This window comes from Serratia myotis, assembly GCF_027474885.1.
In the GTDB taxonomy this organism is placed as follows: domain Bacteria; phylum Pseudomonadota; class Gammaproteobacteria; order Enterobacterales; family Enterobacteriaceae; genus Serratia; species Serratia proteamaculans.
Map to the genome: position 1 here is coordinate 5118879 of NZ_CP099707.1, position 23521 is coordinate 5142399.

Sequence of the window (23521 nt, forward strand, 5' to 3'; positions counted from 1 at the left end):
AACAGTGATGCAGGCAAGGCTTCCGGGGAAAGCAACGCAGCCGGCCCACCTGGGGCCGGCGCAAAATCATTATGGCAGCACTTTCGCTGACAGGATGACGATAGGTTTGCTCGGAACATTCTGGTACGGACCGACGTTGCCGGTCGGCGCCTGGGAGATTTTATCTACCACGTCCATGCCCTTGACCACTTTGCCGAATACCGCGTAACCGAAGTCGCGCTGGCCGTGATCCAGGAAGGCGTTATCCGCCACGTTGAGGAAGAACTGGCTGGTAGCGCTGTCTTTGTCGGCGGTACGCGCCATCGAAATGGTGCCGCGCAGGTTGCGCAAACCGTTATCCGCTTCGTTCTTGATTGGCGCCTGGGTGGATTTTTGCTGCATATCTGCAGTAAAGCCACCGCCCTGAACCATAAAGCCCGGGATCACGCGGTGGAAAACGGTGTTGTTGTAATAGCCGCTGTTCACGTAGTCGACGAAGTTCTTGGTGGAAACCGGAGCCTTCTGACTGTCGAGCGCCAATTCGATATTCCCTGCTGAGGTGGTCAGCATGACATGAGTTTCACCGGCGGCGAGCGCGGCGGGTGTCATTGCTGTCAGGGAACACAGCGCAACGAAGGTCACTAAAGTACGTTTGAACATTAACGGGTCCTTTCTCTGAGAGACAAACAACGGAAAAGCGCCTTGATTCTAAAGAGCTGAACCTGCGAGTGCCAGCCATTTACCTATATTTACGTAATAGTGGGACATATCTCAGTCAGCCCCGGATTTTACTGCCAAAAGTATGATCGCCTTAGACCTTTTTGCCAAATGCATCACGCATTTTTTGCCCTTTTTACGCCTTCGTCGCTTTTTGCGACACAACTCCCGGTTTCGTTTTCCATTCCCGTTACTCTAGAGAAATGAGAGCGCTCTCATTTGAGCGCAAAGACAAGAATAATGAATGTCCGCCGGCACCGCTGCCGCGCAATAACAGGAGAAATAATGTGAGTGAATTGATGACTGAAATCAGCGCCGATTTTGAAAGCACCATCATGGAGCTGCTGGTGTTCTCCGGTGGCGCCCGTAGCAGTGCGCTGATGGCGCTGCAGCAAGCACGCGCCGGCGACTTTACCGCTTCAGCCAAGCATATGGCCGAGTCCAAACAGTCGGTGAAAAAAGCCCATCTTATTCAGACCCAACTGATCGGTCTGGACGAAGGCTGCGGCAAACTGACCATCAACCTGATTACTGTTCATGCCCAGGATCATCTGATGAATGCCATGGTGATCCAGGATCTGGCGGATGACATGATTGAGCTCTATCGCCGTCAGGCCCAGTTGGAGACCCGCGCATGAAATCGTTGAAAATAGCCGTGATTGGCGGCGGCAGCAGCTACACGCCAGAATTGGTCGATGGTTTGATCCAGCGTATCGAAGAGCTGCCGGTGACCGAACTGGCGCTGGTGGACGTTGAGCCTGGCCGCGAAAAGGTTGAGATCATCGCCGCGCTGACCGAACGCATGCTGGCGCGTCACGGGCTGGAGCAGGTGAAGGTCAGCGTACATTTCGAACTGGATGAGGCCATTCGCGACGCCAACTTCGTGCTGACTCAGTTCCGCGTTGGCCAGTTGCCGGCGCGCGCCGCCGACGAGCGTTTGGGGCTGAAATACGATTTGATCGGCCAGGAAACCACCGGAGTTGGCGGCTTCGCCAAGGCGCTGCGCACAATCCCGGTGATGCTGGATATTGCGCGCAGAGTGGAAAAACTGGCGCCAGACGCCTGGATCATCAACTTCACCAACCCGGCCGGCATCGTCACCGAAGCAGTTTCCCGCTACACCAAAGCAAAAATCATCGGCCTGTGCAACGTGCCGATCAGCATGCATCACATGATTGCCAATATGCTGAAAAGCCCTTATCAGGAGGTGCAACTGCAGTTCGCCGGGCTGAACCACATGGTGTGGGTACATCAGGTGCTGCAAAACGGTCATGACGTCACCGGCAAGGTGATCGACATGCTGTGTGATGGGGCAGCGCTGACCATGAATAACATCAAGGAAGAGCCTTGGCAGCCAGATTTCCTGCGCGCCGTAGGGGCGATCCCTTGCCCCTACCACCGCTATTTCTACCAAACCAAAGAGATGCTGGCCGAGGAAATTGCCGCAGCGGCCGAACGCGGTACCCGCGCCGAGCAGGTAATGAAGGTAGAGAAAGAGCTGTTTGAGCTGTATGCCGATCCGCATCTCGACAGCAAACCGGAACAGTTAAGTTTCCGCGGTGGATCATATTATTCGGAAGTGGCGCTGGAGCTAATCCGTGCGATCCATAATAATCTCGGGACGCAATTAGTCGTCAATACCGCAAACCGTGGCGCTATTCGCGGTTTACCGGACGACGCTGTGATAGAAACCAACTGTATCATCGATGCTCAGGGTGCCCATCCGCTGACCTTCGGCACGCTGCCGGATTCTATGCATGCGCTGACCCAACAGGTGAAAGCTTATGAGCGCCTGACCATCGAAGCTGCGGTGCATGGCGATCGCCGCAGTGGCCTGCTGGCCTTGGTCACCAACCCACTGGTCGGCAATGCCAATGTGGCACAGCCGCTGCTGGATGAAGTGCTGGCGGTGAACGCACCCTACCTGCCTCAGTTCAAATAACCGCCGGGCCAGCCAGGGTTGCTGATACATTGCTATAACTAGTATGTAGGGGTCGATACGTCGGCCCCATTTTTGTCGTAATCAGGAGTCGGATGATGGTGACACTGGAAGATGTCGCAGCCCTGGCGGGTGTGTCCCGCGCCACCGTGTCACGCGTTGTGAATGGCGATACCAACGTTAAAGGGCAAACCCGCGAGAAGGTCGAAAAGGCGGTGGCCCAGCTTGGCTACACGCCCAATCCGGCCGCCCGCGCGTTGGCCTCCAGCCACAGCAATACCCTGGGATTGGTTACCACCTCCTATCGCGGCGGCTTCTTCGGCGCGCTGATGGACTTTGTGCAAACTGAAGCCGAATCCCACGGCAAGCAGTTGTTGGTGACTCAGGGGCGCAACAGCGCAGAAAACGAATGGCAGGCGATCCAGCGGCTGTTCAGCCTGCGCTGCGATGGGGTGATCCTGCATGTCCGTTTCCTCAGCGATGACCAACTGCGCCAGTTGGCAGCGGAGCAACACCGCTTTGTACTGCTCGATCGTCTGGTGCCGGGCCTGGAAGCGCACTGCGTCACCTTCGATCATCCCTACGCCAGTCGCATGGCGACACAACAATTGATTGATGCCGGCCACCGCCACATCGCCTGCATCAGCGGCCCGCGCGACCGCCCTTCCAGCCTTTTGCGACTGCAGGGTTTTGAACAGGCCATGCAGGCGGCGCATATCAAACCGGTGGCCTGCACCGAAGGGCTCTACGATCTGGAGAGCGGCTATCGCTGCGCCGATCAACTGCTAAAAATGAAAACCACGCCCACGGCTATCTATTGCTGCAACGAAGAGATGGCCATCGGTGCGCTGCTGGCGATCAACGAACACCGTCTGCGGGTGCCGCAGGACATCTCGTTGATCTGTTATGACAGCGGCGAACGCGCGCCCTTCGTCCGCCCGGCACTGAGCAGCGTACATTTCCCGATTACCGAAATGGCGCAATACGCCGCCCGCCTGCTGATCGACCCGGCTACCCCACAGGTAAGCTTCACGCCAATCGTCATCAGCCGCGACTCGATCGCGACGGTGAATAAATAGATCACAAAATATTTCAGGCTCTCTCATTGATTGCATCAAAAAGTAGATAGCCATCACAAAAACTCCCGTTGTCTGTGCTAGGATCCGCTCCCTGGTGGCCTGATCGGGACTTTTTTCTGCTTTTGCCAGGAAAAGCCAGCGGCCTTATGCCAGCTTTAAACTCTTAACAGACATAATCAGGCCTATATAATGAATGACAGCAACCGTCTACGGCTTACCTGGATCAGCTATTTTTCTTATGCGCTGACCGGTGCTTTAGTTATCGTCACAGGGATGGTGATGGGGAACATTGCAGAGTACTTTAATCTGCCGGTTTCCAGCATGAGCAATACTTTTACCTTTCTTAACGCCGGTATTTTGATTTCTATCTTCCTCAATGCCTGGCTGATGGAAATTATCCCGCTGAAACGTCAACTGATGTTTGGCTTTGTGCTGATGCTGTTGGCGGTTGCCGGGTTGATGCTGAGCAAAAGCCTGACCATGTTCTCGTTGTGCATGTTTATCCTTGGCGTGGTCAGCGGTATCACCATGTCGATAGGCACCTTCCTGATCACCCATATGTACGCCGGCCGCCAGCGCGGTTCGCGCCTGCTGTTCACTGACTCCTTCTTCAGCATGGCCGGGATGATCTTCCCGATTGTCGCCGCGATGCTGCTGGCACGTCAGATCGGCTGGTACTGGGTGTATGCCTGCATCGGCTTGCTGTACGTGGGTATCTTTGTGCTGACCCTGTTCTCCGAATTCCCGGTGCTGGGCAACAAAGGTGCCGACGCCAGCCAGCCGGTAGTGAAAGAAAAATGGGGTATCGGCGTGCTGTTCCTGTCGATCGCCGCACTGTGCTACATCCTCGGCCAGCTGGGTTTCATTCAGTGGGTACCGGAATACGCCACCAAGTCGTTCGGGATGGATATCAGCCAGGCCGGTAAGCTGGTGAGTGATTTCTGGACCTCGTACATGATCGGCATGTGGGTATTCAGCTTTATCCTGCGCTTCTTCGATTTGCAGCGCATCGTCACTATTCTGGCCGCTTTGGCGACTGGCGCGATGTACCTGTTTGTCAGCACCGATAATCCGGAACACCTGGGCTACTACATTATGGCTCTGGGCTTCGTTTCCAGCGCGATCTACACCACGCTGATCACTCTGGGTTCGCTGCAGACCAAGGTTTCCTCACCGAAACTGGTTAACTTCATTCTGACCTGCGGCACCATCGGCACCATGCTGACCTTCGTGGTCACCGGCCCGATCGTAGCCAAAGGCGGCGCACACGCAGCGCTGACAACCGCCAACGGCCTGTACCTGGCGGTGTTCGTGATGTGTTTGCTGCTCGGCTTCGTAACCAAGCACCGTAGCCACGGCCACGTGACCAACTGATTCGTCGTCAATGTCGTGATATGAAAAGGGCGCCTCGGCGCCCTTTTTTATGCTGATGACCCGTCCTAAATAGCGTTGACACATTTTACTCACGCACAGAGGAAAATGTGATGAACCAGTATGTTAAACGCACGCAACGCGATTACTCTCTATCCTTTAAATTAGCCGTCGTCGAACAGGTCGAAAAAGGTGAAATGACCTGCCGTCAGGCCACTGACCGTTACGGTATTCAGGGAAACGCAACGGTGTTGAACTGGCTACGCAAGCACGGTCAACTCGACTGGCGTTCATCCTCCCCCACAAGAACGTGCGGAGTCACCATGCCCAAAATGCCGCTTACGCCCGAACAACGCATTAAAGAACTGGAGCAGCAACTGGCTGAATCAGAAGTCAAAGCCCAGTTTTTTGAAGCCGTTGTGAAAGTGATGAATACCGAGTTCGGAGCAACACTGACAAAAAAGCAGTTGGCCGTCTTATCACGCAAACACAAACGCCGAGACTCACAATAACGCGCGTCTGCCGGTATATGGGCATCAGTCGGCAGGCGTGGTATCAGTCATTGCAACGTGAGTGCGGGAAAGAAAGACAGGCCCGGCACATCGTTGAGCAAGTGACCGCCATTCGGTTGCACCAGCCCCGGTTGGGCACACGCAAACTGCATTACTTGTTGCGACAGCAGCCAGAGCCCGCGTTGCACGTTGGCCGGGACCGTCTGTTCCAGATACTGCGCTGTTCACGATTGCTGGTGATGCCCAAACGGGCCTATCACAAGACGACACACAGCCACCATCGTTTTTACCGTCATCCCAACTTGTTGAAGCCGGGTGCAAATCAGGTCATTGCCCATCGCCCGGAACAGGTGTGGGTAGCGGATATCACCTACCTTCCGCTGAGGACAGGCACGGCGTATCTGAGTTTGGTAACCGATGCCTGGTCGAGAAAAATCGTGGGTTATCATGTTCATGACAGCCTGCATACCCGGCATGTGGCCAACGCGTTCAAAATGGCGTTAGCCGGGAGGCGCACAACCCATGCGCTGGTTCATCACTCAGACCGGGGTATCCAGTACTGTTCGAAGGAATATCAGGAATTACATCAACGGCATGGTGTCATCTGTTCAATGACGGATGGGTATGACTGTTACCAGAATGCCCTGGCGGAACGGGTAAACGGGATATTAAAAATGGAGTATCTGCTCGGCAGCCCGGAAGATATCGGGCAAGCAAGAAAGATGGTCAGGCAGTCAGTGGAAATCTACAACACACGACGGCCACATCTGTCGCTACAATACAAAACGCCCGATGAAGTTCATCGGGCGTTATAAGGCTGAAAAGTGTCAACCTATAGCCGGACTAGTCATGACAAATACGGACTTAACGCCGGAAATCCACTTTCTCGTCCTGCGCCAGATACAGCGTGGTTTCCGCCGGCTGGGTCTCGGCAATCACCGTGCCCTGACGTATCGAGTAACGCACCGGCGTCTGTCGGCGCACCGCATCAAAACCGCTGTCCGCAGGCAATATCACCAGATTGGCACTGTTGCCCGCCGTCAGGCCGTAGTCGGTCAGGTTCAGGGTGCGCGCGCTGTGGCTGGTGATCAGTTTCAGCCCGTCGTCGATCTGCCCGTATCCCATCAGTTGGCACACGTGCAGCCCCATATGCAGTACCTGCAGCATGTTGGCGGTGCCCAGCGGATACCAGGGATCGAACACATCATCATGACCAAAGCAGACGTTGATTTCCGCCTCCAGCATCTCCTTCACCCGGGTGATGCCGCGCCGTTTCGGGTAGCTGTCGAAACGACCCTGCAGGTGAATATTCACCAGCGGATTGGCGACAAAATTGATGCCGGACATTTTCAGCAGGCGGAAAAGCCGTGACGTATAAGCACCATTGTAAGAGTGCATCGCCGTGGTATGGCTGGCGGTGACTCTGGCCCCCATATCCAGCTTCAGCGCCAGCGCCGCCACGGTTTCGACAAAGCGCGACTGCTCGTCGTCTATTTCATCGCAGTGGACATCCACCAGCCGATCGTATTTCTGTGCCAAAGCGAATGCCTTGTGCAGCGACTCCACGCCGTATTCGCGCGTAAACTCAAAGTGCGGAATGGCTCCCACCACGTCGGCCCCCAGTCGCAGCGCCTCTTCCAACAGCGCCTCACCGTTGGGATAGGACATAATGCCTTCCTGCGGAAAAGCGACGATTTGCAACGTGACCCAGGGGGCAACTTCCTGTTTCACCTCCAGCATTGCACGCAGCGCAGTCAGGGTCGGGTCGGAAACGTCAACGTGGGTACGCACGTACTGCACGCCGTTGGCGATTTGCCATTTCAGCGTCTGCCAGGCGCGCTGCTTAACGTCCTCATGGGTCAGCAACGCCTTGCGCTCTGCCCAGCGCTCAATCCCTTCAAACAGGGTACCCGACTGGTTCCAGGCCGGTTGCCCGGCGGTTTGGGTAGTATCCAGATGGATATGTGGCTCAACAAACGCCGGCATCGCCAGCCCGCCCTGCGCATCCAGCACATCGCTGCGCCATTCCTGCCCTTCCGGTTGCGGCACGATATGGGCGATGCGCCCCTGCTCAATCGCCAGTTGCCACAGCCCTTCATGCCCGCTCAGACGCAGGTTATCGATAAACTTCAATGGACTCTTGGCCACCCTTCACCTCTGCTGTTCCAGCCTGTTTTATTCATCATACTGGCAGCGGATCATACTGACAAAGCCGCCAATAATTTATTCCACCACCGATTACTCCCGAATGGGTAGAATTCGCATTAACTGGCTCGTTTCAGCTAAAGATGAATAAAAACCGCAACTTATCAAATAACGATAAAAATCATTCATATACCACATTAGAGGTATATGGAGGGGCGATTGATTTGCATCAATAAATTGCCCACAGGGAGGAATAAGGTAACGCTAGGAAACCAGAATTTTGAGGCAATAATGAGCAGAGTCAAACTTGCTGTCATCGGTAATGGCATGGTCGGCCACCGGTTTATCGAAGATCTGCTGGAAAAAGCAGACAAAGACCAGTTCGACATCACCGTATTTTGCGAAGAACCGCGCATCGCCTACGATCGCGTACACCTTTCTTCTTATTTCTCCCACCACACCGCTGAAGAACTTTCGCTGGTACGCGAAGGCTTTTACGAGAAACAAGGCGTGAAGGTTTTGGTTGGCGAACGCGCCATCACCATCAACCGCAGTGAGAAAGTCATTCACTCCAATACCGGCCGTACCATCTATTACGATAAATTGATCATGGCCACCGGCTCTTATCCGTGGATCCCGCCGATTAAAGGCTCCGAAAGCCAGGACTGTTTCGTCTACCGTACCATTGAAGATCTGAACGCCATCGAAGCCTGCGCACGCCGCAGCAAACGCGGTGCGGTGGTCGGCGGTGGCCTGTTGGGTCTGGAAGCCGCCGGGGCGCTGAAAAGTCTCGGCGTTGAAACTCACGTCATCGAATTTGCGCCGGTACTGATGGCCGAACAGCTCGACCCGATGGGTGGCGATCAACTGCGTCGCAAGATCGAACGCATGGGCGTCAAAGTCCATACCGGTAAAAATACCCAGGAAATCGTCAACGGCGGGGAGCAGGCGCGCAAAACCATGCAGTTCGCCGACGGGACCGCGCTGGAAGTGGACTTTATCGTCTTCTCTACCGGCATCCGTGCCCAGGACAAGCTGGCTCACCAGTGCGGTCTGGCCACCGCCCGCCGCGGCGGTATCGTGATTAACGACAGCTGCCAGACCTCCGATCCTGACGTTTATGCCATCGGCGAATGTGCCTCATGGCGTGAACGCACCTTCGGCCTGGTAGCGCCGGGCTATAAAATGGCGCAGGTCACCGCCGATCATCTGCTGGGCCGTGAAAACACCTTCATGGGTGCCGACATGAGCGCCAAGCTGAAACTGCTGGGCGTCGACGTCGGCGGTATCGGTGATGCCCACGGCCGCACCGAAGGCGCACGCAGCTACGTCTATCTGGACGAGAGCAAAGAGGTTTATAAACGCATCGTGGTCAGCGCCGACAACAAAACCCTGTTGGGTGCGGTACTGGTCGGTGATACCAGCGACTACGGCAACCTGCTGCAGCTGGCACTGAACGCCATCGAACTGCCGGAAAACCCGGACGGCCTGATCCTGCCGGCACATGCGGGCAGCAAACCGGCCATCGGCGTCGACTCCCTGCCGGAAACCGCACAAATCTGTTCCTGCTTCGACGTCAGCAAAGGCGATATCATCAAAGCGGTCAGCATGGGTTGTCATACCGTCGCGGCGATCAAGTCCGAAACCAAAGCCGGCACCGGCTGTGGCGGCTGTATCCCGCTGATCACTCAGGTGTTGAACGCCGAACTGAGCAAACAGGGTATCGAGGTCAACCACCACCTGTGCGAACACTTCGCTTATTCACGCCAGGAGCTGTACCACCTGATCCGCGTTGAAGGCATCAAATCCTTCGACGAACTGTTGACCAAATACGGCAAAGGCTACGGTTGCGAAGTTTGTAAACCTACCGTCGGTTCACTGTTGGCCTCCTGCTGGAATGAATACATTCTCAAACCGCAGCACACGCCGCTGCAGGACACCAACGACAACTTCCTCGGCAATATCCAGAAAGACGGTACCTACTCGGTGATCCCACGCTCTCCTGGCGGCGAAATCACGCCGGAAGGGCTGATGGTAGTCGGCCAAATCGCCAAGGAATACAACCTGTACACCAAGCTGACCGGCTCCCAGCGCATCGGCATGTTCGGCGCGCAGAAAGACGACCTGCCGGCCATCTGGAGCAAGCTGATTGCCGCCGGCTTTGAAACCGGTCACGCCTACGCCAAGGCGCTGCGCATGTCCAAAACCTGCGTCGGCAGCACCTGGTGCCGCTTTGGCGTCGGCGACAGCGTCGGCTTTGGCGTCAAGCTGGAACATCGCTACAAAGGGATCCGCACCCCGCACAAAATGAAGTTTGGCGTTTCCGGCTGCACCCGTGAATGTTCCGAAGCCCAGGGCAAAGACGTCGGCATTATCGCCACCGAAAACGGCTGGAACCTGTACGTTTGCGGTAACGGCGGGATGAAACCACGCCATGCCGACCTGCTGGCAGCGGATCTCGACCGCGAGACGCTGGAGCACTATCTCGATCGCTTTATGATGTTCTATATCCGCACCGCCGATAAGCTGCAGCGCACTTCGGTATGGCTGGAAAGCCTGGAAGGCGGCATCGATTATCTGCGTAAGGTGATCATTGACGACAAACTGGGGATTAACGACCAGTTGGAAGCCGAGATCGCCCGCCTGCGCGACGCAGTGGTCTGCGAGTGGAAAGAAACCCTTGAGCACCCTGAGTCCCAGGTGCGCTTCGCCCACTTTATCAACAGCAGCCAACGCGATCCTAACGTCCAGGTGGTCGCCGAGCGCGAACAGCATCGGCCGGCGCGTCCGGATGAGCGTATTCCTGTCACCCTGCTGGAAGCTGAGGAGAACAACGTATGAGCCAGTGGACAACCCTTTGCCCCATCACCGATATTCTGCCCGGCACCGGCGTGTGTGCCCTGATCGGCGAGCAACAGGTAGCGATATTCCGCCCTTATGCCGACGAACAGGTGTTTGCCATCAGCAATATTGATCCCTTCGCCCAGGCCAGCGTGTTATCACGCGGCCTGATCGCCGAACATCAGGGTGAACTGTGGGTCGCCAGCCCGCTAAAAAAACAACATTTCCGCCTGCACGACGGCTACTGCCTGGAAGATGACAGCCGTTCCGTCGCGCATTTTACCAGCCGGGTTCTGGACGGCATGGTGCAGGTCGCGGCCTGATATTTTCACTTTAACCTCAGGGGAAGCAGCATGTTCACCGATACCATCAACAAATGTGCCGCCAACGCGGCGCGCATCGTCAGGCTGGCGAAGCACAGCCCGCTGGGCTTTTGGATCAGCTCGGCGATGGCCGGGGCCTACGTCGGCCTCGGCATCATTTTGATTTTCACCCTCGGCAATCTGGTCGATCCGTCCCTCCGTCCGCTGGTGATGGGGGCCACCTTCGGCATCGCGCTGACGTTGGTGATCATTGCCGGTTCGGAGCTGTTCACCGGCCATACCATGTTCCTGACGCTGGGCGTCAAAGCCGGTACCATCACGCAGGGCCAGATGTGGACCGTCCTGCCGCAAACCTGGCTGGGCAACCTGTTGGGCTCGGTGCTGGTCGCACTGATGTACTATTACGGTGGCGGCAGCCTGCTGTCGGTGGACACCAGCCTGGTGCATACCGCCGCGCTGGCAAAAACCACCGCCCCGGCAGAAGTGCTGTTCTTCAAGGGTGTGCTGTGTAACTGGCTGGTCTGCCTGGCGATTTGGATGGCCATCCGCGTTGAGGGTGCCGCCAAATTCATCGCCATCTGGTGGTGCCTGCTGGCCTTTATCGCGTCCGGCTACGAACACTCGGTCGCCAATATGACGCTGTTCGCTCTGTCCTGGTTCGGTCATCACAGCGAGGCCTATACCCTGAGCGGGATCGGCCATAACCTGCTGTGGGTAACGTTGGGCAATATCCTGTCCGGTGCCGTGCTGATGGGCCTGGGCTACTGGTACGCCACGCCAAGTGCCGAACGGCCACAGGCTGAGAAAGCTGCTGCGCGTCAGACTGCCTAATATTCAGGGGCGCCTTGCGCCCCACTGCTGATTGCCCCGAGGAGTGCCGATGGATTACCTGCCGATTTTCTGCCAACTGCAACACAAAGCCTGCCTGCTGGTCGGTGGCGGTGAGATTGCCGAGCGCAAAGCTCGCCTGCTGCTGGATGCCGGTGCGATGTTGACCGTCAATGCCTGTGCCTTCAACCCGCAGTTCCACGAGTGGGCGGCTCAGGGCCGGGTCACACTGGCGGAAAGTGAATTCAGTGCAGAGTTACTGACGGAAAAGTGGCTGGTGATCGCCGCTACCGATCGCCTCGAGGTCAATGCGCTGGTGTATCAGTGCGCCAACCAACAGCGGGTGTTCTGCAACGTGGTCGATGATCCAAAGCGCGCCAGCTTTATCATGCCGTCGATTATCGATCGCTCGCCAATTATGGTCGCGGTGTCCTCCGGTGGGAAAGCCCCGGTGCTGGCACGACTGCTGCGTGAAAAGCTGGAGGCCGTGCTGCCCCAACATCTTGGCAAGTTGGCGCAACTGGGCGGTTCATTGCGTCAGCGGGTGAAAAAGCACTTCAGCGATATCGGCTCACGCCGTCGTTTTTGGGAAAAGCTTTTTGCCCATGATCGGCTGGCGCAGTCGCTGGCCAATAATGACCAGGCGCTGGCGGAACAGCAGATCGAACAGCTGTTTAGCCACCAACCGCAAGATTGCGGCGAAGTGGTGCTGGTGGGGGCCGGGCCGGGCGATGCCGGTTTGCTGACGCTGAAAGGCCTGCAGCAGATCCAGCAGGCTGACGTGGTGGTTTACGACCGGCTGGTATCCGATGAGGTCATGACGCTGGTGCGCCGCGATGCCGAGCGCATTTTCGTCGGCAAACGCGCGGGCCATCACTGCGTACCCCAGGAGGAAATCAATCAAATCCTGTTGCAACAAGCCCAGTTGGGTAAACGCGTGGTGCGCCTGAAAGGCGGTGATCCGTTTATCTTCGGCCGTGGTGGTGAAGAACTGGAAACGTTGGCCGCGGCCAATATCCCATTCTCGGTGGTGCCGGGCATTACCGCCGCCTCTGGTTGTTCGGCCTACAGTGGCATTCCCCTCACCCACCGCGACCATGCGCAAAGCGTGCGGCTGGTGACCGGCCATGCCAAGAGTGACGGCGGACTGGACTGGTCAACGCTGGCAGCAGAGCAACAAACTCTGGTGTTTTACATGGGTCTGACACAGGCGGCAGAGATCCAGCGCCAACTGATCGCGCACGGCATGCCAGCCACAACCCCGGTAGCACTGGTAGAAAACGGCACGTCCTGCCGCCAGCGGGTCATAGAAGGTGAATTAAACCAGTTGGGGGAACTGGCTTTGCAGGCCGCCAGCCCAAGTTTAATTATTGTCGGCAGCGTGGTGAGCCTGCGTAGCAAACTGAACTGGTTCTCCAGCCAGCAACCACCGCAACCGCTGGCCAAAATGGCCTGATTCAGACGTAAAAAAAGCGGCCAATGGCCGCTTTTCTTTTTGCTCAGAGCCTCACTGTGGGGAAACAAAGCCCACAGCCTGGTAAACCTTCGCCAGGGTTTCCTGAGCGCGTACACGGGCCTTGGCAGCGCCATCACGCATCACTTGCTGCAGCAGGGCCTCGTCATTGCGGAAACGATGAAAGCGTTCCTGCAGCTCACTCAGCATGCCGGATACCGCCTCAGCAACGGCACCTTTCAGGTGGCCATACATCTGGCCTTCAAACTCGGCTTCCAGTTGAGCAATGCTCTTGCCGGTCACGCCAGAGAGAATATCCAACAGGTTGGACACTCCCGCCTTGTTTGCCACGTCGTAACGCACCACTGGCGGCTCTTCGGAATCGGTCATCGCACGTTTGATCTTCTTGGCCACCGCTTTCGGATCTTCCAGCAGGCCAATCACGTTATTGCGGTTATCGTCCGACTTGGACATCTTCTTGGTCGGCTCTTGCAGCGACATCACGCGGGCACCGGACTTGGGAATAAACGGCTCGGGCACTTTGAACACGTCACCGTAAAGCGCGTTGAAACGCTGACCGATGTCACGGCTCAACTCCAGATGTTGTTTCTGGTCTTCGCCGACCGGCACCTGGTTGGTCTGATACAGCAGGATATCTGCCGCCATCAACACCGGGTAGCTGAACAGGCCGGCGTTAATGTTTTCCGCGTAACGGGTGGACTTATCCTTGAACTGGGTCATACGGCTCAGTTCGCCGAAATAGGTGTAGCAGTTCAGTACCCAGCTCAGTTGCGTGTGCTCCGGCACGTGCGACTGCACGAAGATGGTGCTTTTTTGCGGATCGATGCCGCAGGCCAGGTACAGCGCCAGCGTATCCAGCGTGGCTTTGCGCAATTTATCTGCGTCCTGACGTACGGTAATCGCATGCAAATCGACGATGCAGAAGATGCAGTCGTAATCATCCTGCATCTGCAGCCACTGACGCAGCGCACCCATGTAGTTACCAATGGTCAGTTCACCGGACGGTTGCGCGCCGCTAAATACGATGGGCTTACTCATGTTTAAATTTCCTGATTCTCTAAAGATGACAGCCCAAGAGCGGGCAACAAGTCGGCAAAGCGCTCCAACACGCGGTCGGGATGGCTCAGGGCAATCGCCTCGCCGTAGTTATAACCGTAGGTCAGTGCGGCGCTTGGGCAACCTGCCCCCTGTGCCGCCTGAATATCATTGCGGGAGTCGCCGACAAACAGCAACTCGTTGGCGCGCAGGCCAAGCTTGCCGAGGACCAGATACAGTGGCGCCGGATGCGGTTTCTTTTCCACCACGTCGTCACCGCCGATAATCAGCGAGAAGTAATCAATAATGCCCAATGCGGCCAGTAACGGCGCCACAAACGGCGTTGGCTTGTTGGTCACCAGGGCCATCGGGTAATTTTGCGCAGCCAACTGAGCCAGGGTTTCTTTCACCTGTGGGAACAGACGACTGCCGCTGTCGACGGTTTGCGCATAGAAATGATCGAAGCGCTCGCGAAGCTGTTGGCAGTGTTCCGGCGTGGCTTCCACCTCGGCCCAGCGCAGCGCACGCTGTACCAGCACATCAGCACCATTACCAATCCAGGTGCCCACCCGGGCCTCACCGGCCTGTGGCAGGCCCATTTCTGCCAGCGCCAGATCGATCGCAGCGGCCAGCCCCGGCGCGCTGTCGACCAGCGTGCCATCGAGATCAAAGGCCAGAGCGCGGACCGCGCTGAAATCAGCCATGCGTCACCTTCGCCAACTCGCTGCGCATTTCGTCAATCACCCGACGATAATCCGGCTTGCTGAAGATGGCTGAACCGGCGACAAACATGTCTGCGCCCGCGGCAGCAATCTCGGCGATATTGTCGACCTTAACGCCACCATCCACTTCCAGGCGGATATCACGACCGCTTTCGTCGATCAGTTTGCGCACCTGACGCAGCTTATCCAGAGTACCGTGGATAAACGACTGGCCGCCAAAGCCAGGGTTAACCGACATCAGCAGGATCACGTCGACTTTATCCATCACGTAATCGAGGTAGCTCAGCGGCGTTGCCGGATTGAGTACCAGACCGGCTTTACAGCCATGCTCTTTAATCAGTTGAATGGTGCGATCGACGTGTTCGGAGGCTTCCGGATGGAAAGAGATGTAACTGGCACCCGCTGCAGCGAAGTCCGGCACAATACGGTCGACCGGTTTCACCATCAGGTGCACGTCAATCGGCGCGGTGATGCCGTAATTACGCAGCGCCTGACAAACCATCGGCCCGATGGTCAGATTAGGAACGTAGTGGTTATCCATTACGTCAAAATGCACTACGTCGCCGCCTGCGGCCAACACGTTGGCAGTGTCTTCACCCAGGCGGGCAAAGTCTGCTGACAAAATGGACGGGGCAATCAAAAATTTTTTCATCCGCTATCTCCAAACGTAGGGTTCGAATTGTTATACGCCGGGGCGTAACCCCGGTTTAACGATACAGCGCCAAAAGCTCATTCACTTTGCTGCGACCAAGAATATTACGGCTGATGGTGCGGCGCGCTTTCACCACGTACAGCGACGCGTGCTGGTACCAGTCGCGCGTCAGCTCGGTATCATGGTTGGAAATCAATACCGGCACCTGGCTTTCTACCGAAAGCTGATGCGCCATCAGCGCCAGGCTCTGCTGGTCGGCCATGCTAAAGCTGTTGGTGTGGTAGGCGGTAAAATTCGCCGTCGCCGATAAAGGCGCATACGGCGGATCGCAATACACCACGGTACCGCGCTCGGCTTTTGCCATGGTATCGCGGTAATGCTCACAGACAAAAGTGGCGTTGCGGGATTTTTCAGCGAACCAGTACAGCTCGTCCTCCGGGAAGTACGGTTTCTTGTAACGTCCAAACGGGACGTTGAACTCTCCACGCAGGTTATATCTGCACAGGCCGTTATAACAGTGGCGGTTCAGATAAAGAAACAGCAGCGCGCGACGATAGGCATCGGCGCTAGTATTAAACTCTTCGCGCAGCAGGTAAAACTGTTCTGACTTATTGAATTCATCGGTGAAAAGCAGGCGGGCATCACGCACGAAGTCATCCGTACGCAGTTTAACGATGTTATACAGGTTAATAAGATCGCTGTTGATGTCGGCGAGAATATAGGCGTCGTATTCCGTGTTCAGGAAGACTGAACCCGCACCCACGAAGGGCTCGATTAAGCAGTCGCCTGCTGGTAGGTGACGACGGATCTCGTCCACCAGCGGGTATTTTCCACCAGCCCATTTTAAAAAAGCGCGGTTTTTCTTCATGCCGTCAATTAGCTACTTATTATACAATTCAGAGCGGCGGATTGTACTCTGTTTCAGACAGCACATCAGCGCACAAATTTAAGTGATTGATACCCTTCATCCTTCAAGCCGCAGCACCCCTGGCCGCGCACAGTTATTCGGCCTGTCCGCAGGCCACTCCAGTCATCGGTCACGGGCGGCTCTGTTCGCCCTGAGTAACAGGGGCGCAGCATGTGCGCCCCTACAATGCCTGAATGCAGCTTGAAATCTATCGGGTTACTTTTTCAGATCCTGCTGTACCTGACGTACAGGTCGAACCCATGGTTTTTTCGCCTGAACATCAGCCGGCAGCGTCGCAATTGCGCGCTTGGCTTCTGCTGAGGAAGCATAGTTGCCACTCACCAGCACGTACCAAGGTTTACCGTCACGTTTAGTCGAATACACCAGATAATGCTGTAATTTCTGCTGCTTGGCGTAGGCATTCAGCGTATCGGAACGCGAAGCGCTGCTCAGTTGCAGAGTGTAATGGCTTGCCGGTGCAGACTGCAGCGAACCGCCGCTGCCGCTAACGGCTTCCGCCTTGGTACTTGCTGCTCCCGCTTTAGCGGAAGAGGCAGGTGCCGGGGTATACACCGTGGTTGGCGATTTATGCTGTGTGGCCGTAGCCGCCGGCTTGCTGGCGGTTTTTGCCGGTGTTTTATGTTGCTGTGGCGCAGTGCCCTGAACCGGACGTACGGCTTCTTTCGCCGCTGCGCCATTCATCAGGGTAGCCGGTGCCGTTGGCAACGTTGAAGCTGGACCGCTCATGCCCTGCGTTGCCGCATCAACCTGACCCTGTTGCGCCGACAGTGCATCCGACATATTGCCCGGCAGATCGACACGCTGTTGCGCGCCGCCCTGTGCTGGCTGCGGTTGCGCTTCCGTCGGGGTGCTGGAGATCGGTGGAACGCTGACGGTTTGCGGCTGCGAGCTGCTGCTCACACCGTTATTGTCATTGGTATCCGTGGTTCCGCCCGGAACACCGGTATTACCGGCAGTCAGTGACGAAGAGCCGGACAGATTAATGTCCTTGGCTGCGCCATTCTGCGCGCTTTCCTGTGCTGCTTCATGCTTGGTTGGCGCCTTCAACGCCGAGCCAATGCCGATAATCAACAGCAACAACACCAGAATACCGATACCAATCATTAAATGCTGACGCGAAACGGCAAAACGCGGTCCCGGAGCCGGTTTACGCGAACGTGCAGGACGACGATCGCTGCTATCAGGTCTGAGATCGTCTTCCGGTTTAAACTCATCCATCTGAAACCCTCCAACTAGAGGCAAAAGCCCACCACTGTAGACCTACCGTGGCACGAGCAGATTAACCCGATGATGGCAAAGCGACGCCAGTCAGGCTTTGCACATTATTAATATAGATGTAAACGGCGGCTAAGCCACTGTTACTTCGTCCGATTTACTTAGGCATTCCGTTCGGGAAGGCAAGCTGCGATCGAAGCAAGCACCATATCGTGCCCCACTCCGCCACGGACCTCCGCCTGGCCAATGGCCGTCGGCAGTACCAGGCGCAATTCACCGGCCAGTACTTTCTTATCGCGCATCATATGCGGCAGATAAGATCCCGGAGCCATTTCCTGCGGGCCACACACCGGTAAACCGGCGCGCAACAACAGTGCTTTAATGCGTTCAATATCTTCGCTTGAGAACTGACCGAGACGGTGCGCGGTTTCTGCCGCCATTACCATACCGGCAGCAACGGCTTCACCATGCAACCATACACCATAGCCCATTTCGGCTTCGATCGCATGGCCGTAAGTATGGCCCAGATTCAGCAGCGCGCGCAGACCGCTTTCGCGTTCATCAGCGGCAACCACCTCGGCCTTCAGCTCGCAGCAGCGGCGGATACAGTAGGCCAGGGCCTGCATATCCAACGCCACCAGGGCATCGATATTGTTTTCCAGCCAGACGAAGAAATCGCGATCGAGAATAATCCCGTACTTGATCACCTCAGCCAAACCAGAGGAGAGCTCACGCGCAGGCAAGGTTTTCAGGCAATCCAGATCAACCACCACCGAAGCGGGTTGATAGAAAGCGCCGATCATGTTTTTACCGAGCGGATGATTGACGGCGGTTTTACCGCCAACGGAAGAGTCCACCTGCGACAGCAGCGTGGTAGGGACCTGAATAAAGCGGACACCGCGCTGATAACAAGCGGCGGCAAAGCCGGTAAGATCGCCTACCACGCCGCCCCCGAGGGCAATCAGCGTGGTATCACGACCGTGCGGCTTTTCCAACAGTGCCGAGAACACCTGCTCAAGCACGGCAAGGGATTTATACTGTTCGCCATCAGGTAAAATCACCTGATCCACCATGACGCCTGCCTGCTCCAGCACCTTCCGGACGTTGTCCAGATAGAGTGGCGCCAGGGTTTGGTTAGTGACCAGCATGACCTGTTCACCCGCCTTCAGCGGCATAAAAGAAGCCGGATCGTTAAACAATCCGGCGGCTATGGTTATCGGGTAGCTGCGCTCCCCAAGCGTTACGGTAATTCTCTCCATGTCGCGCTCAGTTCTCAATGTGGTTTATCCCCGCTACTGCGGGGAACACAATCAGTCTTTCCGCATTTGCCGTGGCGAACACGGAAACCGCAATCAGTTACTTTCCAGCATGTTGATAATCTGGTTGGCAACCACTTTAGCGCTTTGATCGTCGGTGCGGATGGTGACATCTGCAATTTCTTCGTACAACGGATTGCGCTCTTTCGCCAGCGCTTCAAGCACTTCACGCGGAGGAGAATCAACCTGCAGCAGCGGACGTTTTTTGTCGCGCTGGGTACGGGCCAATTGCTTCTCGATAGTGGTTTCCAGGTACACCACTACGCCACGCGCCGACAGACGGTTACGCGTTTCACGCGATTTAACCGAACCACCGCCGGTAGCCAGCACGATGCCTTGCTTTTCCGTCAGTTCATTAATGACTTTTTCTTCACGATCGCGGAAACCTTCTTCACCTTCCACGTCGAATACCCAGCCCACGTCAGCTCCGGTACGTCGCTCAATTTCTTGATCGGAGTCGAAAAACTCCATATTGAGTTGCTGAGCTAACTGACGGCCAATAGTGCTTTTGCCGGCACCCATAGGCCCAACCAGAAAGATATTGCGTTTCTCTGCCATGTTTTTCGGTATTACTAAGACAATTCGTTAATGTTAACCCGCCCCGCCAATCAAATCAGCGGCGGGACCTAAACTGAAACCTCATGAACGATAGTGCGAGATCAGACGGAAAATTATCTCAACACTCTTGGTAGTTTGGCAACCGAATAAATCGCAATCCACGCCGCAGGAGGGAAACCATACGTTTTTAACGGCGTCTTGGCGCTAACAAAAAAACCTCGGTGCTCAATTCGGTAACCCTTGTAAGCTAAATCGGTCGCAGCGTCAAACGCAGATGCCCCGAAGGTGATAAAAAAGTGCATCTGCTCATCAACTTTAGGCGATTTCCCACGAACCGCACACCCGGTTGCTCAGGCCTTAATCAATGTCGGAGTAATGAATATCACCAGCTCGCGTCGTTTATGCTGTTTGCTGCTCTGTTTGAACAAGGATCCCAGCAAGGGTACGTCGCTGATCCCGGGTACCTTGTCTGCGCCCTCGGCGCTATGACGTTGAAATACACCACCTAAAACAACGGTTTCGCCATCTTTGAGCGTCACCTGGGTTTTGATCTCCTGTTTATCGATCGCCAACGTCTCGCCTGCCGCACGGCTGATTGAACGCCCGGGCATGTTCTGGCTGATTTGCAGGGTCAGGGTGATACGGCCATTGGGCAAAACTTTCGGCGTCACCTCCATGCCCAGCACCGCCTCCTTGAATTCCATCGACGTCGCCCCGCTGGAACCGCTGTTTACCTCATAGGGAATTTCGGTCCCCTGTTTAATGCTGGCGGTTTGCAGGTTCGCGGTCAGCAGGCGCGGACTGGCGATGATTTCCACTCGGTTCTCCTGCTCCAGCGCCATCAGTTCCAGATCCAGTAATCGCCCGCCGATCCGCGCCAGATGAAAACCCGCGCTGACTGCGCTGCGATCCAGCGGCAACCCGATGTTAAAGCCGTCCATTTGCCATGACTTTGCCGGCCGCTCATCCGATGCCAGCCCCCAACGCACACCCAGCTCGCGTAAACTCTCGCTGTTGATGGTGACAATATGCGCCGCCAATTGTACTTGCGCCAACGGTGTGTCCATCTCCGCAATCCGCTGGGTTAATAGCGCCACTACCGGTGCAGTGTCGCGGATCAGAACAGCGTTGGTGCGCTTATCCGCGACCACGCTGCCACGCTCACTCAGTAACAGACTGCCCTGAGCATTGAGATTTTCAGCAATCTCTTGCGCATCGGCATGGCTCAGCGGCAAGGTCACGCTGTGCAGCGGTTGTTTTTGCGCCAACGCCAATTTTTGACGCTGCTTTTCCTGCTCATTGGGTTCAGGAGAGACCATCATCACATTCCCCTCCAGCGTCATGGACAGCTTCCCCATGCGCAGGATCACCGTCAGCGCCTGGCGCCAGGGCACGTTATCCAACCTCAGCGTCAGGTTGCCGCCCACGCCTGCAGCGGTGACCACATTCAGTTGTTGATAATCCGCCAGTGCCTGCAACACCAGAGCAACTGGCGCATCCTGAAATTCCAGCGAAATAGGCTCCTGGTCCTGCGCGGCACCGGCAATAGCGACACTCCAGAGCAACACGCCCAGCCAACGGCATCCTTTCATTTTTCTTCCTTATGGTTTCCCAGGGTCAATACCACGGCATCCTCAGCGACCGGACACGCCGGATCGCCCTGTTTCTCCTTCAGCGTTAATTGCCCCTCCAGGACCTGCTCTACCCGCCAGCGGCCAGCCAATAAGGTTTGTTGAGGCTTTAATCGCAGCCACTGTCCGGCGGTGGTGATAACCCAGGCATGGTGTAGCGCCGCCTGCCCGATAGTGCCTTTCAATTGCCAGTTCACCGGTGATTCCGCCACGCTCGGGCAGTCAGGCAAGGGTAATGGCTTGAAAGGATCGCGTGGCTGCGGCTGGGCCATCAGCGTCAGAGGCAGCCACAGCAACCAGAACCCGTAACTTTTATTCATTGGGGTTTACCGCCGCAGCCTCTGCCAAAGCTGCCTGGAGAGTGAAATTTGCCATCAGCCCTTCCGCCTGCGCTTCAACGGTCATTTGATCAATACGCAAGTTGGCAGGCAGGCTCTCCAACAGTCTTAATAAACTGCCGTAATTGAGATGCAGCCGCAGGGTTTGCCGCGGTGAGCTCTCCTGCTGCTGCCAGCGTTGCAGCCCGGCATTTGCCCGTTGTAAGGCAACCGCCAGGTCCCCCTCGGCGACAGGCTGACGAGCGACCTGCTGCAAGTCTTGATTCACCTGTTCCAGCGTCGGCATACGGGCGAGTTGCTCCCACAAGGGGCTCATTTGTTGCGTCAGGCGCTGCTGCTCTGCCTCGGTCTGTGCCAGTTGCTGCCATTTCCCTTGCAACAGCAACAAACCGAACAGCAGGATCAGGCTACCCAACACCAGCCACTGGATGGCCAGCAGCTTCCACCCCGGCAACCCCAACCCTCTCGCCAACCAAAACGGCAATGGCTTATCCACCCTGCCCCCATTGCGCCACCAACGTAAACGAGAACAAACCATCCTGGCGCTGCGCGACTTCTGCCAGTCGGTAGCGCTGTAACAGGGGTAACGCCGTCATCTGTTGCTCAAACTGAAGCACAGCTTCGTAGCGCCGGCTAAGGCCCCGTAAGGTGATACTTTGCGCGTGGCTTTCCAGCGCGATCAGCCACAGCGGGTCAGGTAACAGGACGGGGAGTTGTTGTAACAGTTGCAGATAACGGCGGTTATGCGCCCGGTTGTTGTCATGCTGTTGTGCCAGCGCGGTTAAACGCGCCAGACGTGCCATCGCCTGTTGCAACTGTTGATAACGATCGGTCAGTTTTGTCTGCTGATCGATCAGCGCTAACAGTGCCGCATGCCGCTGTACCTGTTGCTGACTCAGCAAGCCAAAAACGACCATCAGTACCGCCAGCACCAACACCAGTTGCAAGACGAACATACGTAACCAGAAGGCGCAGCGGCGACGCTGACCTCGTGTGCGCCATGGCAAGAGATTAACCTGATACATCAGCTATCCTCAGCGCGCAGCGCCAGGCCGCCGGCCAAGACAAACGCCGCCGGCAATACGGGTAACGGGGGCCGAAGTTGGCTGAAAGCGCTAAAGGGTGACCACGGCAGGCTGCCTGGCGGCGGCGGCTCATTCATCACGCTGCTATAGTAAATCTGGTCTTCACCGAGTGAGGGACAGGCAGCATTCATCGCCGCCAGCGCCTGACTTGCCCCAGCAGCTTCCCTTATCGGTACGATGCCATAGGCAAACACCACTCGATGCGGGGCCACCCATAGCCATTCGTCATCGAGGCGATGCAACAAACCGGCGTCGGCCGACACGCCTGCCGCCTCTGCCATGACGCACAGTGCGCAAGGGGTAATATCAACCACCTGAGGCTGCAAATTGGCCTCGCGCAGGCAGTTTAGCCACTGTTGCAGCTCTTGCTGGCGTGCGGCGGTGAGCAGCAGGGTCGCGTGTTCGGGCAGTGCCTGGCGGTAGTCCAGCGCCAATGTTTGGCTATCCAGGGGAAACTGTTTCAGCCCCTGACTGGTGATGTAATCGCCACGTAGCGGCTCTTTCAGCCTGGCGTCCGGCAGCGGCATCTGATGCTGTAGAACCCGCTGCGCGGGCAGAGCAATGCGTAAGGAAATATGTCTTGGTAACTGAACCCGCCATTGCCGTAATGCCTGAATCAGGGCGTCGGTCTGTTCCAGACAGCCCTCACGCAGCACCGGTTGCGGCAGCGTTTGTTGCCACCAGTGACGCAGTTGCCAGCCATTGCGGCGGCGTTGTGCTGCCAAGGCACGAACGCAGTGACTTTGTATATCCAGTCCCACCTGCCATGCTTGAGTAAACATATTTCGCCCGACCTCCATATCGTCAGATAACAAAAGAACATATCCATGTTG

Annotated in this window: 23 protein-coding genes; 9 read left to right on the forward strand and 14 right to left on the reverse strand. The window is 56.4% G+C overall.

Annotated elements, in window-relative coordinates; all coding sequences use genetic code 11:
* Window positions 1–69: 69 nt before the first annotated feature.
* On the reverse strand, window positions 70–639 hold the full coding sequence (ppiA, locus tag NHG65_RS24140) for a peptidylprolyl isomerase A (RefSeq protein WP_099063527.1): 570 nt from the start codon (window positions 637–639) through the stop codon (window positions 70–72).
* 356 nt (window positions 640–995) lie between these two features.
* Between ppiA and NHG65_RS24145 the strand changes: the two genes are divergently transcribed.
* The 5 genes from NHG65_RS24145 to NHG65_RS24165 all read left to right on the forward strand — a co-directional run bounded on the left by NHG65_RS24145 (window position 996) and on the right by NHG65_RS24165 (window position 6412).
* The gene (locus NHG65_RS24145) at window positions 996–1334 is read left to right on the forward strand and encodes a PTS lactose/cellobiose transporter subunit IIA (RefSeq protein ID WP_099063567.1); all 339 of its coding nucleotides are present in this window, start codon (window positions 996–998) and stop codon (window positions 1332–1334) included.
* Window positions 1331–2638 carry a 6-phospho-beta-glucosidase gene (locus NHG65_RS24150; RefSeq protein WP_099063526.1) on the forward strand — a complete coding sequence of 436 codons (1308 nt, stop codon included), beginning with the start codon at window positions 1331–1333 and terminating at the stop codon, window positions 2636–2638. The genes NHG65_RS24145 and NHG65_RS24150 overlap by 4 nt, the downstream gene beginning before the upstream one ends.
* 95 nt (window positions 2639–2733) lie before the next feature.
* Complete coding sequence (locus NHG65_RS24155) at window positions 2734–3714, forward strand: LacI family DNA-binding transcriptional regulator (protein ID WP_099063566.1); 981 nt, start codon at window positions 2734–2736, stop codon at window positions 3712–3714.
* A gap of 189 nt (window positions 3715–3903) precedes the next feature.
* Entirely contained in the window at window positions 3904–5088 is a 1185-nt protein-coding gene (tsgA, locus tag NHG65_RS24160) for an MFS transporter TsgA (RefSeq protein WP_099063525.1), read from the forward strand.
* A 110-nt stretch (window positions 5089–5198) separates the two neighbouring features.
* A protein-coding gene (locus tag NHG65_RS24165; protein WP_499182531.1) for an IS3 family transposase occupies window positions 5199–6412 on the forward strand; the annotation gives its coding sequence in 2 pieces (ribosomal slippage) (window positions 5199–5541 and window positions 5541–6412; 1215 coding nt in all).
* Between the two features lie 49 nt (window positions 6413–6461).
* Here the strand turns inward: NHG65_RS24165 and NHG65_RS24170 are convergent.
* Window positions 6462–7730, reverse strand: coding sequence for a cytosine deaminase (locus NHG65_RS24170; protein WP_243457993.1), 1269 nt, complete (start codon window positions 7728–7730; stop codon window positions 6462–6464).
* A 303-nt stretch (window positions 7731–8033) separates the two neighbouring features.
* Here NHG65_RS24170 and nirB point away from each other — a divergent pair, with 303 nt between their 5' ends.
* Genes nirB through cysG form a run of 4 tightly spaced genes read left to right on the forward strand, consistent with a single transcriptional unit; the run spans window position 8034 to window position 13190 of the window.
* Window positions 8034–10583 (forward strand): nitrite reductase large subunit NirB, encoded by a 2550-nt coding sequence (gene nirB / locus NHG65_RS24175; RefSeq protein WP_129936952.1) that lies wholly within the window; start codon window positions 8034–8036, stop codon window positions 10581–10583.
* The gene (gene nirD / locus NHG65_RS24180) at window positions 10580–10906 is read left to right on the forward strand and encodes a nitrite reductase small subunit NirD (RefSeq protein WP_085119802.1); all 327 of its coding nucleotides are present in this window, start codon (window positions 10580–10582) and stop codon (window positions 10904–10906) included. Before nirB ends, nirD begins: the two co-directional genes overlap by 4 nt.
* A 30-nt stretch (window positions 10907–10936) precedes the next feature.
* A complete protein-coding gene (nirC, locus tag NHG65_RS24185) occupies window positions 10937–11737 on the forward strand; it encodes a nitrite transporter NirC (RefSeq protein ID WP_499182756.1) in 801 nt (266 codons plus the stop codon).
* A 49-nt stretch (window positions 11738–11786) separates the two neighbouring features.
* The gene (cysG, locus tag NHG65_RS24190) at window positions 11787–13190 is read left to right on the forward strand and encodes a siroheme synthase CysG (protein WP_413478954.1); all 1404 of its coding nucleotides are present in this window, start codon (window positions 11787–11789) and stop codon (window positions 13188–13190) included.
* Between the two features lie 51 nt (window positions 13191–13241).
* Here cysG and trpS read toward each other — a convergent pair whose 3' ends face one another.
* The 12 genes from trpS to pilM form a co-directional block, all read right to left on the reverse strand.
* On the reverse strand, window positions 13242–14246 hold the full coding sequence (gene trpS, locus NHG65_RS24195; RefSeq protein WP_112349113.1) for a tryptophan--tRNA ligase: 1005 nt from the start codon (window positions 14244–14246) through the stop codon (window positions 13242–13244).
* Window positions 14247–14248: 2 nt separating this feature from the next.
* Window positions 14249–14947: a phosphoglycolate phosphatase gene (locus NHG65_RS24200; RefSeq protein ID WP_099063518.1), complete on the reverse strand. Its 699-nt coding sequence runs from the start codon at window positions 14945–14947 to the stop codon at window positions 14249–14251.
* Window positions 14940–15617 (reverse strand): ribulose-phosphate 3-epimerase, encoded by a 678-nt coding sequence (gene rpe, locus NHG65_RS24205; protein WP_099063517.1) that lies wholly within the window; start codon window positions 15615–15617, stop codon window positions 14940–14942. Before rpe ends, NHG65_RS24200 begins: the two co-directional genes overlap by 8 nt.
* A gap of 55 nt (window positions 15618–15672) precedes the next feature.
* Window positions 15673–16485 carry an adenine-specific DNA-methyltransferase gene (gene dam, locus NHG65_RS24210; protein WP_099063516.1) on the reverse strand — a complete coding sequence of 271 codons (813 nt, stop codon included), beginning with the start codon at window positions 16483–16485 and terminating at the stop codon, window positions 15673–15675.
* Window positions 16486–16740: 255 nt separating this feature from the next.
* Window positions 16741–17763 carry an SPOR domain-containing protein gene (locus tag NHG65_RS24215; RefSeq protein WP_099063515.1) on the reverse strand — a complete coding sequence of 341 codons (1023 nt, stop codon included), beginning with the start codon at window positions 17761–17763 and terminating at the stop codon, window positions 16741–16743.
* Window positions 17764–17921: 158 nt separating this feature from the next.
* The gene (aroB, locus tag NHG65_RS24220; RefSeq protein WP_099063514.1) at window positions 17922–19019 is read right to left on the reverse strand and encodes a 3-dehydroquinate synthase; all 1098 of its coding nucleotides are present in this window, start codon (window positions 19017–19019) and stop codon (window positions 17922–17924) included.
* Window positions 19020–19112: 93 nt separating this feature from the next.
* Window positions 19113–19634, reverse strand: a complete 522-nt coding sequence (gene aroK, locus NHG65_RS24225) for a shikimate kinase AroK (RefSeq protein ID WP_004391482.1) — start codon at window positions 19632–19634, stop codon at window positions 19113–19115.
* A 350-nt stretch (window positions 19635–19984) separates the two neighbouring features.
* Window positions 19985–21226 carry a DNA uptake porin HofQ gene (gene hofQ / locus NHG65_RS24230; RefSeq protein WP_099063513.1) on the reverse strand — a complete coding sequence of 414 codons (1242 nt, stop codon included), beginning with the start codon at window positions 21224–21226 and terminating at the stop codon, window positions 19985–19987.
* Window positions 21223–21585 carry a DNA utilization family protein gene (locus tag NHG65_RS24235; RefSeq protein WP_099063512.1) on the reverse strand — a complete coding sequence of 121 codons (363 nt, stop codon included), beginning with the start codon at window positions 21583–21585 and terminating at the stop codon, window positions 21223–21225. The genes hofQ and NHG65_RS24235 overlap by 4 nt, the downstream gene beginning before the upstream one ends.
* On the reverse strand, window positions 21578–22099 hold the full coding sequence (locus tag NHG65_RS24240; RefSeq protein WP_261427749.1) for a hypothetical protein: 522 nt from the start codon (window positions 22097–22099) through the stop codon (window positions 21578–21580). Before NHG65_RS24240 ends, NHG65_RS24235 begins: the two co-directional genes overlap by 8 nt.
* Window positions 22092–22628, reverse strand: a complete 537-nt coding sequence (locus NHG65_RS24245; RefSeq protein WP_099063510.1) for a PilN domain-containing protein — start codon at window positions 22626–22628, stop codon at window positions 22092–22094. Before NHG65_RS24245 ends, NHG65_RS24240 begins: the two co-directional genes overlap by 8 nt.
* A complete protein-coding gene (gene pilM / locus NHG65_RS24250; protein WP_499182757.1) occupies window positions 22628–23470 on the reverse strand; it encodes a type IV pilus biogenesis protein PilM in 843 nt (280 codons plus the stop codon). Before pilM ends, NHG65_RS24245 begins: the two co-directional genes overlap by 1 nt.
* Window positions 23471–23521: the final 51 nt, after the last annotated feature.

Excerpts from the sequence above, each read along its gene's own strand:
- hofQ (WP_099063513.1), bottom strand. The coding sequence starts at position 21,226 with ATGAAAGGATGCCGTTGGCTGGGCGTGTTGCTCTGGAGTGTCGCTATT.
- dam (WP_099063516.1), bottom strand. The coding sequence starts at position 16,485 with ATGAAGAAAAACCGCGCTTTTTTAAAATGGGCTGGTGGAAAATACCCG.
- nirB (WP_129936952.1), top strand. The coding sequence starts at position 8,034 with ATGAGCAGAGTCAAACTTGCTGTCATCGGTAATGGCATGGTCGGCCAC.
- NHG65_RS24145 (WP_099063567.1), top strand. The coding sequence starts at position 996 with ATGACTGAAATCAGCGCCGATTTTGAAAGCACCATCATGGAGCTGCTG.
- NHG65_RS24235 (WP_099063512.1), bottom strand. The coding sequence starts at position 21,585 with ATGAATAAAAGTTACGGGTTCTGGTTGCTGTGGCTGCCTCTGACGCTG.
- nirC (WP_499182756.1), top strand. The coding sequence starts at position 10,937 with ATGTTCACCGATACCATCAACAAATGTGCCGCCAACGCGGCGCGCATC.
- trpS (WP_112349113.1), bottom strand. The coding sequence starts at position 14,246 with ATGAGTAAGCCCATCGTATTTAGCGGCGCGCAACCGTCCGGTGAACTG.
- cysG (WP_413478954.1), top strand. The coding sequence starts at position 11,787 with ATGGATTACCTGCCGATTTTCTGCCAACTGCAACACAAAGCCTGCCTG.
- NHG65_RS24200 (WP_099063518.1), bottom strand. The coding sequence starts at position 14,947 with ATGGCTGATTTCAGCGCGGTCCGCGCTCTGGCCTTTGATCTCGATGGC.
- pilM (WP_499182757.1), bottom strand. The coding sequence starts at position 23,470 with ATGTTTACTCAAGCATGGCAGGTGGGACTGGATATACAAAGTCACTGC.
- tsgA (WP_099063525.1), top strand. The coding sequence starts at position 3,904 with ATGAATGACAGCAACCGTCTACGGCTTACCTGGATCAGCTATTTTTCT.
- rpe (WP_099063517.1), bottom strand. The coding sequence starts at position 15,617 with ATGAAAAAATTTTTGATTGCCCCGTCCATTTTGTCAGCAGACTTTGCC.
- NHG65_RS24155 (WP_099063566.1), top strand. The coding sequence starts at position 2,734 with ATGGTGACACTGGAAGATGTCGCAGCCCTGGCGGGTGTGTCCCGCGCC.
- NHG65_RS24150 (WP_099063526.1), top strand. The coding sequence starts at position 1,331 with ATGAAATCGTTGAAAATAGCCGTGATTGGCGGCGGCAGCAGCTACACG.
- aroB (WP_099063514.1), bottom strand. The coding sequence starts at position 19,019 with ATGGAGAGAATTACCGTAACGCTTGGGGAGCGCAGCTACCCGATAACC.
- aroK (WP_004391482.1), bottom strand. The coding sequence starts at position 19,634 with ATGGCAGAGAAACGCAATATCTTTCTGGTTGGGCCTATGGGTGCCGGC.
- ppiA (WP_099063527.1), bottom strand. The coding sequence starts at position 639 with ATGTTCAAACGTACTTTAGTGACCTTCGTTGCGCTGTGTTCCCTGACA.
- NHG65_RS24215 (WP_099063515.1), bottom strand. The coding sequence starts at position 17,763 with ATGGATGAGTTTAAACCGGAAGACGATCTCAGACCTGATAGCAGCGAT.
- NHG65_RS24245 (WP_099063510.1), bottom strand. The coding sequence starts at position 22,628 with ATGTATCAGGTTAATCTCTTGCCATGGCGCACACGAGGTCAGCGTCGC.
- nirD (WP_085119802.1), top strand. The coding sequence starts at position 10,580 with ATGAGCCAGTGGACAACCCTTTGCCCCATCACCGATATTCTGCCCGGC.